This window comes from Shewanella sp. SP2S2-4 (assembly GCF_031932025.1).
In the GTDB taxonomy this organism is placed as follows: domain Bacteria; phylum Pseudomonadota; class Gammaproteobacteria; order Enterobacterales; family Shewanellaceae; genus Shewanella; species Shewanella baltica.
The window spans coordinates 301,852-317,336 of the sequence record NZ_JAUOER010000001.1 but is presented as its reverse complement, the minus strand read 5'-3'; the positions used below and the strand labels follow the sequence as shown (position 1 = coordinate 317,336).

Here is a 15,485-nt window from a genome sequence, read left to right as displayed (position 1 = left end):
TATATCAAAGTGTAGTGAAATCGAAACGGCGCATTAAGCGCCGTTTTTTATGGGCAGATTTGCACTAACGCAAACTCAGTGTATCTTCGTTAGGACACGAATTAACCGGACTAAAAGGACGTTGCAATGATCACTTTATATGGCACACCGCGCAGTCGCGCATTACGAGTTGCTTGGGTGTTGGAAGAGTTGGGCGTTGATTGGGATTTTTCCTTTGTGGATATGACCAAAGGTGCGCATCGCAGCGCGGCATTTTTAGCGATAAACCCCTGCGGTAAAGTGCCTGTGCTAACTGATGATGAGCTAGTGTTATCCGAATCTGCGGCGATTTGCCTTTATCTAGCAGAAAAGTATGGCGGGGGTAAGTTGTTGCCACCCGCGGGGAGTAACGCATCGGGTTTGCACCATCAATGGGTGAGCTTCATCATTACTGAGCTTGAGCAGCCGCTTTGGACTTTGGGTAAGCATAAGTTTGCTTTACCGGAGGAGCAGCGTCATCCGCAGATCATGCCTTGTGCGGTATGGGAGTTTGATAAGGCGGCTGCATTGGCCGAAGCCATGTTGCCTGAAAGTGATTTTTTGCTCGGTGATGACGTTTCGGTGGCGGATATTTTATTGGCCCATACCTTAATGTGGGGCACATTGTTTGAACAAGCCATTCCACCTAAACTCGCCGCTTATCGCGATAGGTTGTCTGCGCTGCCGTCGCGTCAATCGGCTTTGCAGAAGATGGATGCTGTGGTGGCTGCTAAGGGTTAATCAGGCAGAGTAGCTGATTATTTTAGCCTTGAATGATTCAGGTGCATTCCCACCATTATCTGAAAATCATTATGAGAATATAAAAAGGGCAGATAGTGATATCTGCCCTTGCTGTTAATGCGAGTACTAAGCTTCTGGATTTACACGCTTATAGCTGAGTCGCGGCCCATTTAGCACGGCTTTCACGGCTTTCGCTCATTTTGGTCGGTTCACGGAAGGCTTTATAGGCTTCCACGTCCAGTGCGACTAAGCTGACGTCGACTTCTAGGACCAGTTTGCACTCTTTCTTGATGCGCCAAGCTGCCGTGTTGTACAGCTCAGTAAAAGGCAATGAACTTAAAAATTCGGGGTTGTATTGAGTGTAAGTGGCTTGAGTGGGGTACACCACGAAAGCTAAATGACGCTTAGGTTCTTTTTTAAATAATTCTTCAATGCCATCGCAGGTGTTAAGTACTTGCATCTCAATGATGTCATCAATATCGAGCAGTTTCTTTTGCGCCAGCTCAGGTGCCGCTTGTTCGCCACTTTCCCAGGCTAATACATCGGCTTCGCTATGGTTAGTTAGCGTGCCAACTTGAGCCGCACTTAAGCTCAATGATTGGCGTAAGTAGCTCATTTCGATGGCATTCAAGCCAATGTTTTTAGACATAATCGTGTTCTCAATGCAGTGAAAGTAAAATTAGTATTTAATCTTTAGCCAGATTTCTTCAACCCATTCCCAGAACGACTCCCAATAGATATCGGTAAAGCCGCCGTTTTTCCAGAAATGCACTTGGCCATCTTGGTCGATACAGTAAAAGGCATCGCCCTGCTGACAAATGGCAATCATGTCCCTTGGCATGCCGATAGACCAAGCATAACAAGTGACTTCAGGCAGATAGGTGTGTGAGTAGGGATCCGATGCAGTTACTGGCTCTATCGTGCCGTAAATCACATCACTGGCATACAGCAGGTATTCTTTTAGCTCCCGCGGCAATGAAATCAGGATTTGCTCTTCGACTTCGACGAGCTGCTCAAATGTGGGTAATTCGAGTGGTACAGGAACAGTTTCGCTGCGTTCTTGGAGTTGCTCAATGATGTCGTGCATGGCGTTTCCTGCTGATAGGGCTATGGCGCGGGATTATATACTTAAATGGCACTTTGATGCGAGAGAGTGCTTTTTTCAGCTTATTTTTAATATGGTTTTTCAGGCGCTGTAAAATATAAAAAAAAGCGCTGGCACCTTTGCAGGAGACCAGCGCAACAGTGGAAGCGGTTGTGGGTTAAGCGACTGAGACTCTTAATAAACTGGCTTCATCGACTCGCTTATAGTTAAGCCATGCTTTGTGGTACAGCTTGTGTGATTCTTGGCGTAATTGGGCAATCTGTGCCAGCTCAAACTCACTGAGTGATCTTTGCTGTTTACGGGCATTGGCCTCAATCCTTTGCACTTTTTCATATACCTTGTGCTCTGGGCCGTTTTTGATATCGGCGATATCCTGCAAATGCAATTGCACCTCGGCAATCATGCCCGATTGGGGTAAACGCACCAGCAAGTTGAGATCGCGATAGCCAGATGCTTTGGGTTCGGCAAAGCGGTTCTTTTGTTTCACCACTTGGGTCTGCTCGTTCAAGGCTTGGTAAGCCTGCATCAGATCTTGAATGCTGTCGGTCACGATACTTGCCCTTGCCAGGTCGGTAATTTGGCTGGCGTCACCGTTAAATTTTGTCGCCACTTTATCGGCGGCTCTTTGATAACTCTTCACCGGAGGAATAATCACTTGCGTCTGTGAATGATGGGCAATTCGGGTAAGCAACTGAGCCAGCTCAGCTTGAGCATCATAGGCTTGGTGATGGAGAACGGATAAGTCATTCGAGGCTTGACGAGGCGCATCAAAGGTCTGACTGCTGAGTGCGTATAGACCTTGTAGATCGTGGTTTTGTGCCTGTCTTGCACTGTAATTACCACGTTCTGTTTTTGTGTCACTGACGTCGAGAGAATTTGCTACACCAGCGCGGCTCGATAATAAGAGTAGAAAAATAAAAAAGGTACGAAATAACTTAGTCATGCGGCCTACTTCCTTATGGGTGAGTTGTACAGGTCACCCATTCACCATAGGCTTCTTTTGCTTAATTAAAGCTGAATCAATCATTAAGACTTGTTCATCTTGCGCATTGGGTCACTTTCATAACTCAGTGGTTTAAGGAAATAAAAATGGCGCCACCTGTGACAGTGAGCGCCATTGTTGTTGCTCAGCTTATGCAGCCGAGTGGCGATTTAAATCAGGCTTACCAAATTTTTACGCGTTTTTCAGGGGCGATATACATGGCATCGCCAGGTTTCACATCATAGGTGGTGTAGAACTCAGGCATGTTAGATAGGGCACCCAGAGCGCGGAATTCCGCAGGTGAGTGTGGATCGGTCGCTACGCGATTACGCATGGCTTCTTCTTTGGCCTTTGCACGCCAAATTTGCGTGAAACCGATGAAGAAACGTTGATCGCCCGTTAAGCCATCGATAACCGGCGCTTCTTGACCATTGAGTGATTTCTTATACGCGCGGTATGCGATAGTCACACCTGATAAGTCACCAATGTTCTCACCTAGCGTTAAACCACCGTTGACGTGCAAGTCGTCAAACACATAGTAACCATCGTACTGTGCGATCAGCGCTTGGCCGCGAGCAGAGAACTCTTTTAAATCTTGCTCTGTCCACCAATCACGCATGTTGCCTTCGCCATCGAACTTAGCGCCTTGGTCGTCAAAACCATGGCCCATTTCGTGACCGATTACCGCACCAATACCACCGTAGTTGACTGCATCGTCAGCCGCCAAATTGAAGAATGGTGGTTGCAGAATGGCCGCAGGGAAGACGATTTCGTTCATGGTTGGGTTGTAGTAAGCGTTAACCGTTTGTGGGGTCATGTGCCATTCGTCTTTGTCGATTGGCGCGCCCAGTTTGGCTAATGATTTAGCATGTTCAACTTCGCTGGCACGAACAGCGTTACCGATTAAGTCGTCCGCCTTGATGCTTAGCTTGCTGTAATCTTCCCACTTGTTCGGATAACCGATTTTCGGGTTGAATTTTGCTAACTTATCTGCCGCAGCCACTTTAGTGCTGTCGCTCATCCAGGTTAAATCTTTGATGCTCTCGCCGTAAGCGCCACGAAGATTTTCCACCAGTGCTTGCATGCGGTCTTTGGCTTCAGGCGTAAAGTGACGTTTAACGTACACTTTGCCGACAACTTCACCCAGCATACCGTTAACAGAGGCTACGCCGCGTTTCCAACGTGGTTCTTGCTCTTCTTGACCGTTTAAGGTTTTAGAGAAGAAATCGAAGTTTTCGTTGTCCAGCGCTTCACTCAAATAGTTCGCCGCATGCGTCAGTACTTGCCATTGCATGTAGGTTTTCCAAGTGGCTAAATTGGTCGTTTTTAACACCTCGTTCAGACCTTGGATATAGCTAGGCTGGTTAACAATGATGTCGGTTTGCTTATCCGCACCCAGCGCCGTTAAGTAAACAGTCCAATCGATATCCGGTGCCAATGTTGGCAGATCTTTCACTTGATATAGATTGTAAGTTTTAGTGCTGTCGCGGTTTTCAACCACATCCCAATGCTTAGAGGCAATGGCCGTTTCTAGGGCAAGGATAGACTCAGCGCTGGCTTTAGGATTAGCAAGACCCGCAAGCGTAAACATCTTTTCTATGTGGGCTAGGTAAGCCTTACGGATATTAACGAAGCGTTCTGACTCGTTAAAATAGTAGTCTTTTTCTGGCAGGCTTAGGCCATATTGATAGAGATGAGTCGCGTAACGGCTAGAGTTTTTCGCATCGATATCGATATAAAATGCCATAGGTGTACCCGCGCCAGCGATTTGGCTGTGGGCGAAGTACTTCACTAATTCATGCTTATCTTTTAAGGCATTAATGGCATCGAACTCACCTTGGATTGGTGTCACGCCCAGTTTGTTGAGTGTGTCAGTATCCATAAATGAACGATATAAATCGGCCACTTTTTGCTCGTCTGTACCAACGGCCAGATTTGGCGTTGCTGCCACTTCTTCGATAATGGCTTTTACGTCGTCACGTGATTTCTCACGTAAATCGTAGAAAGCGCCAATGCTAGTGCGATCGGCAGGGATCTCAGTGTTTTTCAACCAAGTGCCGTTAACATATTTGTAGAAATCATCCTGTGGGCGAACCGCTTTATCAAAATTAGCGAATTCAATACCAGAACCCAGTACCTGAGTCACAGCAACTGCGGTGGCTGTTTTAGCGGTTTCAGGTGCTTTAACGTCGGCTGGCTTGTCATTACAGGCAGTCAGGCCTGCGATAAGTGAGGCACACAGTCCCCCAATGAGTACTTTTCTCATGTCGTTTCCTTCGAGTTTATTATTGTGCCCATTATTGGGGCTGTTATTTTTTGCAAAATGGGATTGCTTCAGGCGCAATGAACTATGTTAATGCCTTACTAGGAATCTAAACAAGGTCATTACAGTGTTTATCGCGGATTTATCTTGAGTCATATGTAACTAAAGGTTACCAATTACAGTCTTAAGCTTATTAGCGGCGAAGTTACCGTATGCAAGCCTTTTCAGGTAAGCGAGTACTTAGCTTTCGCATTCTTTACACGTAATCAAATTAGCTGCCTGATCGGCTTTGCGGGATTACCTGCGACCACGGTTTTGGCGGCTACATTTTTTGTGACTACGGCACCTGCGCCTATGATGGCGTCATCACCAATAGTGACGCCTGGCATTATGATAGCGCCGCCACCAATCCATACCCGTTTACCGACCTTAATTGCTTTAGCGGTTTCTAAACCTGAGCAACGCAGCTCGGCATCGAGTGGGTGACTCGAGGTATATAATTGTGCATTGGGGCCGACCATAGTCTGCTCGCCAATAGAAATAGGTGCATTATCCTGCAAGGTGACATTCACATTGATAAACACTTTATCGGCAATGGATAGATTGACGCCATAACTGATAAAAATCGGCGTAGATATTGTTGCGGCTGGAGATTTATGGGGGATGAGCTGCTGACAGAGTTGGCTATATTCTGTATTTTCTTGGTCAATTATTTGATTTAATTGTCGATTTAGCCGTTGCTGCTGAGCGCGTAAACTTAATAGTTCGCTGGCAAGGCAATCATATTCTTGGCCTGTGATCATCTTTTGGAATTCAATCATGTTATCTTTCCCTAGGGTGACTGTTGTCAATACGTAAGGGCTTAGATAGAAACACATCGCGTGCTGAGCAGCAATTCTTTGCCCTTTGAAGTGGTCGGCCTCATAATATGGCAGTTTTCTTTATTGAAGTTGAGTATTAACGTGCGTTTAGACAAATTTATCTGTGAGAGTACCCCACTGACTCGCTCATTAGCGAAAAAAGCCCTGCATCGCGGTGACATCACTTGCGATGGCATAGTCGTCAAAGACTCGGGCTTTAAAGTGACTGAAGGTATGCGTGTTTGTCTCGAGGGCGAGCCTATTGCCTTAGTGGGCGTACGTTATTTAATGCTCAACAAACCAGTCGATACGATTTGTTCAACGATTGATGAAACCTATCCATCGGTATTGAGCTTAGTGGATGTGCCAAAGCCTGAAACCTTGCACATTGCTGGTCGTTTAGATGCCGATACCACAGGGCTAGTGCTGATCACGACCGACGGCCAGTGGTCGCATAAAATCACCTCACCGAAGAAAGAATGCGGTAAACGCTATTTAGTGCAACTCGCCGAACCTGTGGATGCTGGCTTGATTGCAGTGTTTGCCGCTGGTGTTGAATTGCGCGGTGAAGATGGCTTAACTAAGCCTGCATTGCTGGAGATTATTGAGCCGCAATTAGTGCGACTCACCATCACTGAAGGTAAGTACCATCAAGTGAAGCGTATGTTTGCTGCGGTGGGCAACCACGTGCAAGGATTGCACCGTGAAAGTGTAGGCCAAATTGAATTAGATCCCGCCTTAGCGCTGGGTGAATGGCGATATTTGACGGCTGAAGAGATAGCTTCAGTCTAACGAGTTTAATATAAAAAATGCCGCCCGAGTTTGACTTGTGGCGGCATTTTTTATTTGTGCTAACTAGCTTTTATTATTACTGTTTCTTTAAAATCAGATTACCGCTGATGGTATTCATCTTCACGTTTGCTGCGCCAGAGCCTGTTTGAAATGACAACTCGGCGCGTGGCACGTATTTCTGCTTCTTAGGCTCATCTTGAGTTAAGGTGTTTTTGATCTTGCCACCAGGACCACCGTCTAAGTCAAAGCTGGCATCTGGCATATCGGCAAACGTCACTATGATATCGCCGCTCACACTTTCTAAATTGGCTCTGTTGAAGTTTTTCGCCAGTGATACTTTTGAGTCACCGCTGACGGTTCTGAGTACGATTTCCTTTGCGAGGGTAAAGTTAGCATTCACTTCGCCAGAAACTTGTTCCACCGTGACTTTTTCGGCCTGAGTTTGGCTATTTAAGTCGCCGCTAACGAGACGATAGTTCATTTCCCCTTTGCTGTCAGTGTCTTGAATCGTGCCGGATACGGTTTCTAATTTGATTTTCCCATCAAGTGCTTTGGTTGTGATATCGCCAGAGACGGTATTTAACTCAGGTTTACCACTGAGGTTGTTAGCTTTTATATCGCCACTGACGGTATTTAAATCGAGTTCACCTTGGGCTTCGGCAACTTGCAGATTCGCTGAAATAGTGTCTGCATTGAGTTTTACTGTTTTTGGTACTTTAATGGTGAGCTGCGAGCCCTTGTCATTATTGCCATTATAGTGGCGAGGCATCTTGTCTTCGATATTCAGACTGTTTCCCTGTTGCTCGAACACAAAACCTTCACTCAATTCATCGAGTGTGCCTGTGACACTGACTTCACTCTTATCCCAGGTTTGAATCGTCACATCGCCGCGCTGGACTTTGATCTGCAGTTGGGTGTCGCTATCAATACTGAGCTGTTTATCAACGCTTTGCGCTGCGAACACATTGCCCATTAAACCTAAATAGAGTGTCGAAACTAAGAGACTGGTTTTAGTGAGATTGAGGTTACTCATAGGATATTTCCTTGTGTCGAGTTTTTAATGGGTAATTTTTGGCCCTGTTGTAATAGGTCGAGCTCACGCTGCTGCACCCAAAGCCAGAGTTGCCAAAGTTGTTTATCGGTTGGATTTGCTTGTAAAGCTTGGTAAATCTGAGTTGCCGCCCGTCTTAGTTCAGCCAAACCCTGCTCAACGGGCGCGCTAAAGCTGCTGGTCTGCCAGGCGAGTGCATTCGTTGTTTGCTCTAGGTTATCCACTTGCGCTTGGTGCGATGCTGCAATTTGAGTGAGTAATAATTGTAAGGCCGCATCCCCTGATTGCGCTGGCATAGCTGAGTTCTGGGCAAGCTCTGTCTGCTGTGTGGTTAATTGATTGAAATAAGGCAATTGGCTATATCCCAATGCCACTAGCATGATAAAAGAGGCGGCTATTGCCCACAGTCTGCCGTGCTGGGATTGGCGCGTTGGCGACATAAGCGGTTTGTCCATGCGCTTTTCAATGCCTTGCCACAGATCATGGCTGGGCGACATTTCTTTGGGGGCGCTATTGATCAGTTGCTCAAGCTGTTGTTCACGGGAAAGCGGCGTTAACGTCATTACAGCATCTCCTGTAGTAGTTGCTTAGCTCTATGGTATTGGGTCTTGCTAGTGCCGACGGCAATGCCAAGTAAGTCAGCGATTTCATCGTGTTGATAACCTTCGATGGCGCAGAGTACGAACACCATGCGAGCCCGCTGCGGCAGTTTGAAAATCAACTTGTCTAATCCGCTATAACTTTCATCTGAACTCATAGGTTCAGTTTCATTTTCCAGCGGGATAAATCGTGCCCAAAATGATTGTTGTTTACGGATACTGCTCAAGGCTTGATTGACACAAATACTGTGTAACCAAGTGGAAAACTGACTCTCACCTCGAAATTGCGGCAACTTCTGCCACACTAAAATAAAGCATTCTTGGGTAATGTCTTCCGCCATGGTTTTATGACCACAAAGGCGCAGTGATAGGGCATAGATACGTTGGTGATGGCTTTGATACAGCAGTTTAAAGGCGGTTCTGTTTCCTTGGCTGGCTAAGGTGGCCAGTTCAAAGTCAGACATCGCGCTATTGAGTGGGAGTATCCCTGCTGTCACTGTCATTCCCTGCCATAATTATTAAGTGTTGTAGTTTTGACGCACTGAATGCAGCAAAAGGTTTGGAGTCGTAAAAAATATATTTTATTAAGATACATTATTCAGCGTAACATTTTTGTAATCTGTAGTAGAATCCGCCCGAAATTTACAGTTAAGCTTATGAAGTTATTCATTTTATACCAATTGGTATTGTAATGTTTTTATCGGCGTTTAAACGGTATCGTTACCAAGGTTAACACGCATTACTTTGTAAAATATGCCGACATTATCTTGATGAACTAAGCTAGAAATAATGAGGTGCTTTCGATATGTGAGCTTTTAATCAACAAGCTATCAGAGTATTTGATATGAACTTTTCATGTATTGCTACACTGGCGCTGTTAAAGGCTTAATTTGCAGCTATCTTTTTAAGATAGGTTATTTATTCGGGGACTTTCTATGCTAATCCGCTCAAAGTTGTTACTCAGCGCAGCTGTGTCTATTTCGGCATTAGTTGCCATGTTTGGATTACAACTCCATTCAAATTCGGTTAAGTCGGAGCTCTCGCATGCCGCTCAAAGTGTACTTGAGTTAGAGCGCGATGTATTGATGCTGCGTAAAAACGAAAAGGATTTCTTCGCTCGCAAGGATTTAAAATATGTCGAATTGCATAAACAAAGCCACATGGCCATCGACGGTATTGTCCCCGATTTAGAGAAAGTGTTTAAAGATTACGGTGTGTCGACGGCATCGCTTGAAAGTTTTGACAGTAATTTAAATCAGTATCAAGCCGCTTTTTCTGAAGTGGTGCAACTACAGCAGGAAATTGGCTTAACGCCTAAAACAGGTTTGTATGGCACATTGCGCACGGCGGTGCATAATGTTGAAACGCTGCTGAAGCAATACAATCAGCTCGAACTCGAAGTGGCTATGCTGCAACTGAGACGTAACGAAAAAGATTTTATGCTGCGTCGAGAGCTAAGTTATGTTGAAACCTTCGATGCCAACATTGGCAAGTTTAATGACAAGCTACGTTCATCGAGCTTAGATGCCGATACCCAAAATAAAATTGCAGAGCTTATTACTCAGTATCAGAAAGATTTTAAAAGCTTAACCAATAAAGAACAGCAACTCGGTTTGACCGAAAAAGATGGCACTATGGCGCGTCTTGTCGCGGCCAACCTACGAATTGAAAGTAGCGCGAATGACTTACATAACTTAGCGCTTAAGGCGATTGATGATGCTGAGAGCAGCAGCGTTAATGTCGGTATTGCGGTGTTTATCTTTATCGCGTTGCTGTTATCTATCATTACCTATTTGATTATCCGCAGTATTATTGCGCCGGTTGAGCGTATCACGCAGATCATTGCTCGCATCGAAGTGAGTAAAGATCTGACCTTAAGATGCGATGCATCAACGCAAGACGAACTTGGCGAAATTGCGCAGCATTTCAATAGTATGGTGACTAGCTTCCAGCAATTGATTGAGCAAGTGATAGAGTCAGTCGCGACGATTAACACTTCCTGTAAGCGCGTATCTGAAAATGCCATGCTTGCCTCTGAAGGCGTGGGCCAACAGCTCAATGAGACCGATATGGTTGCAACGGCGATAACAGAAATGGGCGCAACCATTGACGAAATTGCTAAAACTACAGAGTTAGCGGCGTTAAAAGCGGGTAAGACGCATGATAATGCGCAAAGCGGTCAATTAGAAGTTGAGCAAACTATCCATAAAATTCAGTCGCTTGCTGAGCAGCTCAATAGCTCTGCTGCGGTCATTGGTGAATTGGAGCGTGACAGTGAGACTATTGGTAGTGTGTTAGATGTGATCCGCGGCATTGCTGAGCAAACTAACCTTTTAGCCTTGAATGCCGCGATTGAAGCGGCACGTGCAGGTGAACAGGGCCGTGGTTTTGCAGTGGTTGCCGATGAAGTGCGTAACTTAGCGATGCGGACACAATCGTCAACCCAAGAGATTGCGAACATTATTCAGACCTTACAGACGCGGACTCGCTCGATTGTACAATTGATGGAATCGAGCCAAAAACAAGGTGTTGAGAGTGCGGAGCAAGCGGCAAGTGCTGGTGCCTTACTTAAGCTTATCAATACAGATGTGCGTAACATCATGGATATGAGTACTCAAATTGCTGCGGCGATTGAAGAGCAAAGCATGGTGGCGGCCGAAGTGAATAAGAACGTGGTAGTGATCCGCGATATCGCCGAGGAATCCTCCCATGCGGCAGATGCGAATGCGTCGGCATCGGATGAGCTGAAAGCGCAGGCTGAATTCTTATTCCGTGCGGTCAGTAATTTTAAAATCTAATATTTAAAAGCCAATGCTAATCTGATGAGCAAAAGCTAGCTTAGAAAATACACTAACAAAAACGCACTCCGAGGAGTGCGTTTTTATGTCTGAGTGATTAGCTCTGCAAGCTTAGTTATTCGTTAAAACACACTGTGCATAGGAACCACTCAGAATTAGTCAGAACGTTCAGTAACTATGATGAGTGGCAGAACTACTAGTGACGGAACTATTAGTGACGGAACATGGCAGAGATAGACTCTTCGTTGCTTACGCGACGAATTGCCTCAGCCAGTACCGCAGACATAGTTAACTGAGTCACTTTAGCCACTTTCAACATTTCTGGGCTTAAAGGAACAGTGTCAGTCACAATCACTTCATCAATCACTGAGTTAGCGATATTTTCAGCCGCTTTGCCAGAGAATACTGGGTGAGTTGCGTAAGCAAATACGCGGTTCGCACCATGTTCTTTTAAGGCTTCAGCCGCTTTACACAGAGTGCCGCCTGTGTCGATCATATCGTCAACGATAATGCAGTCACGACCTTGAACATCACCAATGATGTGCATAACCTGCGCAACGTTCGCTTGTGGGCGACGTTTATCAATGATCGCTAAATCAGAATCATCGAGCAGTTTGGCTACTGCGCGAGCGCGAACAACACCACCGATGTCTGGAGAAACAACCACTGGATTATCTAAGTTCTTCGCTAACATATCTTCTAGCAGCACTGGGCTACCAAATACGTTATCAACAGGAACATCGAAGAAACCTTGGATTTGCTCAGCGTGCAGGTCACAGGTCAGAACGCGGTCAACACCCACGCTAGACAGGAAATCGGCAACGACTTTTGCAGTAATAGGTACACGGGCGCTACGAACGCGACGGTCTTGACGAGCATAACCAAAGTAAGGAATAACGGCTGTGATACGGCCAGCAGATGCACGGCGCAGCGCGTCAACCATCACGATGAGTTCCATCAGGTTGTCGTTTGTCGGCGCGCAAGTGGATTGGATGATGAACACATCGGCACCACGTACATTTTCGTTAATTTGGACACTGATTTCACCATCGCTGAAACGACCAACCACTGCGTCTCCGAGTTTGCAAAATAGACGATCGGCTATCTTTTTAGCGAGACTGGGGGTGGCGTTCCCAGCAAAGAGCTTGATGTCGGGCACTGTATGAACCTCAGGCGTTTGCTTTATATTTTAGTGGCTAGAGTAACGACGATATAGGGACGGGAGGAACCCGAGGCGTTATCGTTAAGTGGTTACTCTAGAAGAAAGTAGTTTAAGGGTGACTGAGTCGCGTGATGAGCGGCGAAAGATTCATCCCTTGTGCAACAAATCCTTGCATTTCAGACGGTAATTTCGCCAAGGCTGCGAGAGCTTGTTGCTGTTGTGTGAATTCCCCGAACACGCATGCGCCTGTTCCTGTCATTCTCGACGGCGCATATTCTAGCAGCCAGCCTAATGCCTTGGCAACTTGAGGGTATTTAGAAACGACGAGTTTTTGGCAATCATTTGCCCAAGGTTGGCTCATTAAGGTATCTATGGCCAGTTTCGGGGTATCACGCGGTAAAAGTGGATCTTGGAATACTTCGGCGGTGGAAACATGCGCATCGGGAGCTATGACTAAGTACCAAGGCTCACTCGGATTTACCGCTTGTAAGCGTTCGCCCACACCTTCGGCAAAAGCGGCGAAACCATGAATAAAAACAGGAATATCGGCACCCAATCTAAGGCCGATTCTTGCCAATTCTTCGGTTGATAATTGGGTGTGCCATAACGTGTTCAATGCCACTAATGTGGTGGCTGCATCGGACGAGCCGCCACCTAAACCGCCGCCCATGGGTAGCCGTTTATCTAGCCAGATCTCAGCGCCGCCTTTAAAGCCTGTGGTTTGCTGTAATGATTTTGCGGCTCGCAGAATTAAGTTATCGCTGTCAGCGACAACGCCCGACATATTGGAGTGCAAAATCAGTTCAGGGGTTTCAGTGACCTTAAAATCGAGCATGTCGCAGCAATCGATAAACTGAAACAAGGTTTGCAGTTCGTGGTAACCGTCGGCGCGGCGGCCATTAATGTGTAAAAACAAGTTGAGCTTGGCTGGCGCAGGCCAATTGCGGGAAATTGCAGTGGGCATCTTAAGGTTGTTCTCCTACTAAGATCGCGGGCTTGCCAAGAGCTTGCCATTGATTCAGCTGTAGTTTGAGTTGTAAATCACCACGTTCAAGCTTTAATTGATGGGGCACACTGGCGCCGCTCTGGGATTGCCAACTTAAAAATGCGACCTGCCAAGGTGGTGGGGTTTGAGTATTGGTTAGCTGTTTAGGTTTGCCTTGGCTATCGCGTGCGATGACCTGATCATTGGGGCCAATTTGGCCTGTGATCCACAAAGGTAAATCGGCCAAGGGGATGGACCAACCGCTGACTCGCTCGAGTAAACGCTGGGCATTATCGTCGCGAAAATCTTTGCCATCGATATGCAAATGGGCCGAGTTCGGGGTCGAGTTAAGCGTCAACACAGTCGTACCCAGCATAGTGGTGAGTGTCAGCTCATCGCGATCTTCACTGTGGCGCCAGTAGATATTCGCGCTGAGCTTATCGTCAGGGGTTTTTATCGCCAGTTTACCCTGTAATTCCCAAGCGGTTGCTTGGCGCGCATCCGTGACTGTGATTGGGCTTAAGTCAGTCATCGGCGGCAAGGTTTCACACCCCGCCAGCAAAAGTAGGGCGCTTAAGGTAAAACAAGAGAAAATGGTTTTTGTGAGGCGCTTCAAATTATTCATCTATGACTGATATACCAAAGTCCTTATGATACGAGGGCTTGGAAAGAATACCAATGCCAAACGTAAAATTTCCATCGGCGGTCACTTAGATTTGCTCCCTTGGGGCAAATTTTGCCTTACCTATTATTGATAGAAAATTTAGGTAAGAAGTTAGACCTTTATTCGGTTTTGTTAAGCGTATTCTGTTTTTAGTTGGGCCAATTCAGTAGAATGCCCTTATTAAGAGAGTCGCCAAGAATCTAGAAAGAGTCAGATGAGCCTTGTAGCAATCGGTATTAACCATAAAACAGCCACGGTAGACCTGCGTGAGAAAGTTGCCTTCTCTCCGGACAAAATTCATGATGCTATGAAGAGTCTGGCCAGTCGTACACGCTCGGGTGAAGCCGTTATTGTCTCAACCTGTAATCGCACTGAGTTGTATTGCAACAACGGCGATGAGGCCGACATTATTGCGTGGCTTGAAGAATATCACGGCCTAGATCATGAGGATGTAGCACCTTGTCTCTATAATTATCACGGTCAAGATGCCGTAAGGCATTTGATGCGTGTGGCCTCTGGGCTCGATTCGTTGATCTTGGGTGAGCCGCAGATTCTCGGTCAAGTAAAGCAAGCGTTTGTTAAGGCCAAAGAGGCTGGTACGGTTGCACTAACCATAGATAGACTCTTTCAGAACACTTTTTCAGTCGCTAAGAAAGTCCGCACCGACACTGAAATTGGCGCCGCCGCAGTGTCTGTCGCATTTGCGGCCGTTAGCATGGCGAAACATATTTTCTCATCCATATCGACCACGAAAGTGCTATTGATTGGCGCGGGTGAAACCATAGAGCTGGTTGCGAAGCATCTTAAAGACAACGGTGTGGCTTCAATGGTTGTAGCAAATCGAACGTTAGAACGTGCCCAAGGCATGTGTGAGGAGTTTGGCGCAACAGCAATTACACTGGCGCAGATACCAGATTATCTCCCAAAAGCCGATATCGTGATATCCTCTACCGCCAGCCCTCTGCCTATCCTAGGTAAAGGCATGGTCGAAAAAGCGCTAAAGCAGCGTCGCCATCAACCTATGTTATTGGTTGATATAGCAGTTCCCCGGGATATTGAGCCGGAAGTCGCCGATTTGGATGACGCGTTTCTGTATACAGTGGACGACCTGCATAGCATTATTGAACAGAATATGGCTTCTCGAAAAGAAGCCGCCGAGCAAGCTGAAGTAATTACTGAAGAACAATCTTTCCTATTTATGGATTGGATCCGTTCTTTAGAGTCGGTCGACAGTATTCGCGAGTATCGCAGCCAGAGCATGGCGGTAAAAGATGAGTTAGTGGAACGCGCCTTGAATAAATTAGCTCAGGGCTCAGACACTGAGCAGGTATTGATTGAACTAGCCAATCGCCTGACCAACAAACTTATCCACGCACCGACACAGGCCCTCACGGCAGCGAGTCGTCAGGGCGATTTGAATACTCTCGGTCAGTTAAGATCAGCGCTTGGATTAGATAAACACTAA

The 15,485-nt window shown here is 46.4% G+C and carries 15 protein-coding genes; 4 read left to right on the top strand and 11 right to left on the bottom strand.

Annotated features, from left to right (window positions below):
- Positions 1-126: 126 nt before the first annotated feature.
- Positions 127-759 (top strand): glutathione S-transferase family protein, encoded by a 633-nt coding sequence (locus Q4Q54_RS01420; RefSeq protein ID WP_006084090.1) that lies wholly within the window; start codon positions 127-129, stop codon positions 757-759.
- Between the two features lie 148 nt (positions 760-907).
- Here Q4Q54_RS01420 and Q4Q54_RS01415 read toward each other — a convergent pair whose 3' ends face one another.
- From Q4Q54_RS01415 to Q4Q54_RS01395, 5 genes are all read right to left on the bottom strand, one after another.
- Positions 908-1,408: a DUF4447 family protein gene (locus Q4Q54_RS01415; RefSeq protein ID WP_006084089.1), complete on the bottom strand. Its 501-nt coding sequence runs from the start codon at positions 1,406-1,408 to the stop codon at positions 908-910.
- Between the two features lie 30 nt (positions 1,409-1,438).
- Positions 1,439-1,846, bottom strand: a complete 408-nt coding sequence (locus Q4Q54_RS01410) for an SMI1/KNR4 family protein (protein ID WP_011845817.1) — start codon at positions 1,844-1,846, stop codon at positions 1,439-1,441.
- A 175-nt stretch (positions 1,847-2,021) separates the two neighbouring features.
- On the bottom strand, positions 2,022-2,807 hold the full coding sequence (locus Q4Q54_RS01405) for a RelA/SpoT domain-containing protein (RefSeq protein WP_311905909.1): 786 nt from the start codon (positions 2,805-2,807) through the stop codon (positions 2,022-2,024).
- Between the two features lie 220 nt (positions 2,808-3,027).
- Positions 3,028-5,112 carry a M13-type metalloendopeptidase gene (locus tag Q4Q54_RS01400; RefSeq protein WP_311987363.1) on the bottom strand — a complete coding sequence of 695 codons (2,085 nt, stop codon included), beginning with the start codon at positions 5,110-5,112 and terminating at the stop codon, positions 3,028-3,030.
- Between the two features lie 263 nt (positions 5,113-5,375).
- The gene (locus Q4Q54_RS01395) at positions 5,376-5,930 is read right to left on the bottom strand and encodes a sugar O-acetyltransferase (protein WP_311987361.1); all 555 of its coding nucleotides are present in this window, start codon (positions 5,928-5,930) and stop codon (positions 5,376-5,378) included.
- 78 nt (positions 5,931-6,008) lie between these two features.
- Between Q4Q54_RS01395 and rsuA the strand changes: the two genes are divergently transcribed.
- The gene (gene rsuA / locus Q4Q54_RS01390; RefSeq protein ID WP_300479348.1) at positions 6,009-6,761 is read left to right on the top strand and encodes a 16S rRNA pseudouridine(516) synthase RsuA; all 753 of its coding nucleotides are present in this window, start codon (positions 6,009-6,011) and stop codon (positions 6,759-6,761) included.
- Between the two features lie 76 nt (positions 6,762-6,837).
- On the opposite strand, the gene Q4Q54_RS01385 is transcribed toward rsuA, so the two are convergent.
- From Q4Q54_RS01385 to Q4Q54_RS01375, 3 genes are read right to left on the bottom strand one after another with little or no spacing between them, the layout of a single operon-like run.
- The gene (locus Q4Q54_RS01385) at positions 6,838-7,794 is read right to left on the bottom strand and encodes a DUF4097 family beta strand repeat-containing protein (RefSeq protein ID WP_311987360.1); all 957 of its coding nucleotides are present in this window, start codon (positions 7,792-7,794) and stop codon (positions 6,838-6,840) included.
- A complete protein-coding gene (locus Q4Q54_RS01380) occupies positions 7,791-8,375 on the bottom strand; it encodes an anti-sigma factor (protein ID WP_311987358.1) in 585 nt (194 codons plus the stop codon). The genes Q4Q54_RS01385 and Q4Q54_RS01380 overlap by 4 nt, the downstream gene beginning before the upstream one ends.
- Positions 8,375-8,908 carry an RNA polymerase sigma factor gene (locus tag Q4Q54_RS01375; protein WP_014615395.1) on the bottom strand — a complete coding sequence of 178 codons (534 nt, stop codon included), beginning with the start codon at positions 8,906-8,908 and terminating at the stop codon, positions 8,375-8,377. The genes Q4Q54_RS01380 and Q4Q54_RS01375 overlap by 1 nt, the downstream gene beginning before the upstream one ends.
- A gap of 438 nt (positions 8,909-9,346) precedes the next feature.
- Here Q4Q54_RS01375 and Q4Q54_RS01370 point away from each other — a divergent pair, with 438 nt between their 5' ends.
- Entirely contained in the window at positions 9,347-11,209 is a 1,863-nt protein-coding gene (locus Q4Q54_RS01370; RefSeq protein ID WP_311987356.1) for a methyl-accepting chemotaxis protein, read from the top strand.
- Positions 11,210-11,420: 211 nt separating this feature from the next.
- On the opposite strand, the gene Q4Q54_RS01365 is transcribed toward Q4Q54_RS01370, so the two are convergent.
- From Q4Q54_RS01365 to lolB, 3 genes are all read right to left on the bottom strand, one after another.
- The gene (locus Q4Q54_RS01365) at positions 11,421-12,368 is read right to left on the bottom strand and encodes a ribose-phosphate pyrophosphokinase (protein ID WP_006080255.1); all 948 of its coding nucleotides are present in this window, start codon (positions 12,366-12,368) and stop codon (positions 11,421-11,423) included.
- A 112-nt stretch (positions 12,369-12,480) separates the two neighbouring features.
- A complete protein-coding gene (ispE, locus tag Q4Q54_RS01360) occupies positions 12,481-13,335 on the bottom strand; it encodes a 4-(cytidine 5'-diphospho)-2-C-methyl-D-erythritol kinase (RefSeq protein WP_311987353.1) in 855 nt (284 codons plus the stop codon).
- A 1-nt stretch (position 13,336) separates the two neighbouring features.
- Complete coding sequence (gene lolB, locus Q4Q54_RS01355) at positions 13,337-13,981, bottom strand: lipoprotein insertase outer membrane protein LolB (RefSeq protein ID WP_311987351.1); 645 nt, start codon at positions 13,979-13,981, stop codon at positions 13,337-13,339.
- Positions 13,982-14,234: 253 nt separating this feature from the next.
- On the opposite strand from lolB, the gene hemA reads away from it, so the two are divergent.
- Positions 14,235-15,485: a glutamyl-tRNA reductase gene (gene hemA, locus Q4Q54_RS01350; RefSeq protein ID WP_311987349.1), complete on the top strand. Its 1,251-nt coding sequence runs from the start codon at positions 14,235-14,237 to the stop codon at positions 15,483-15,485.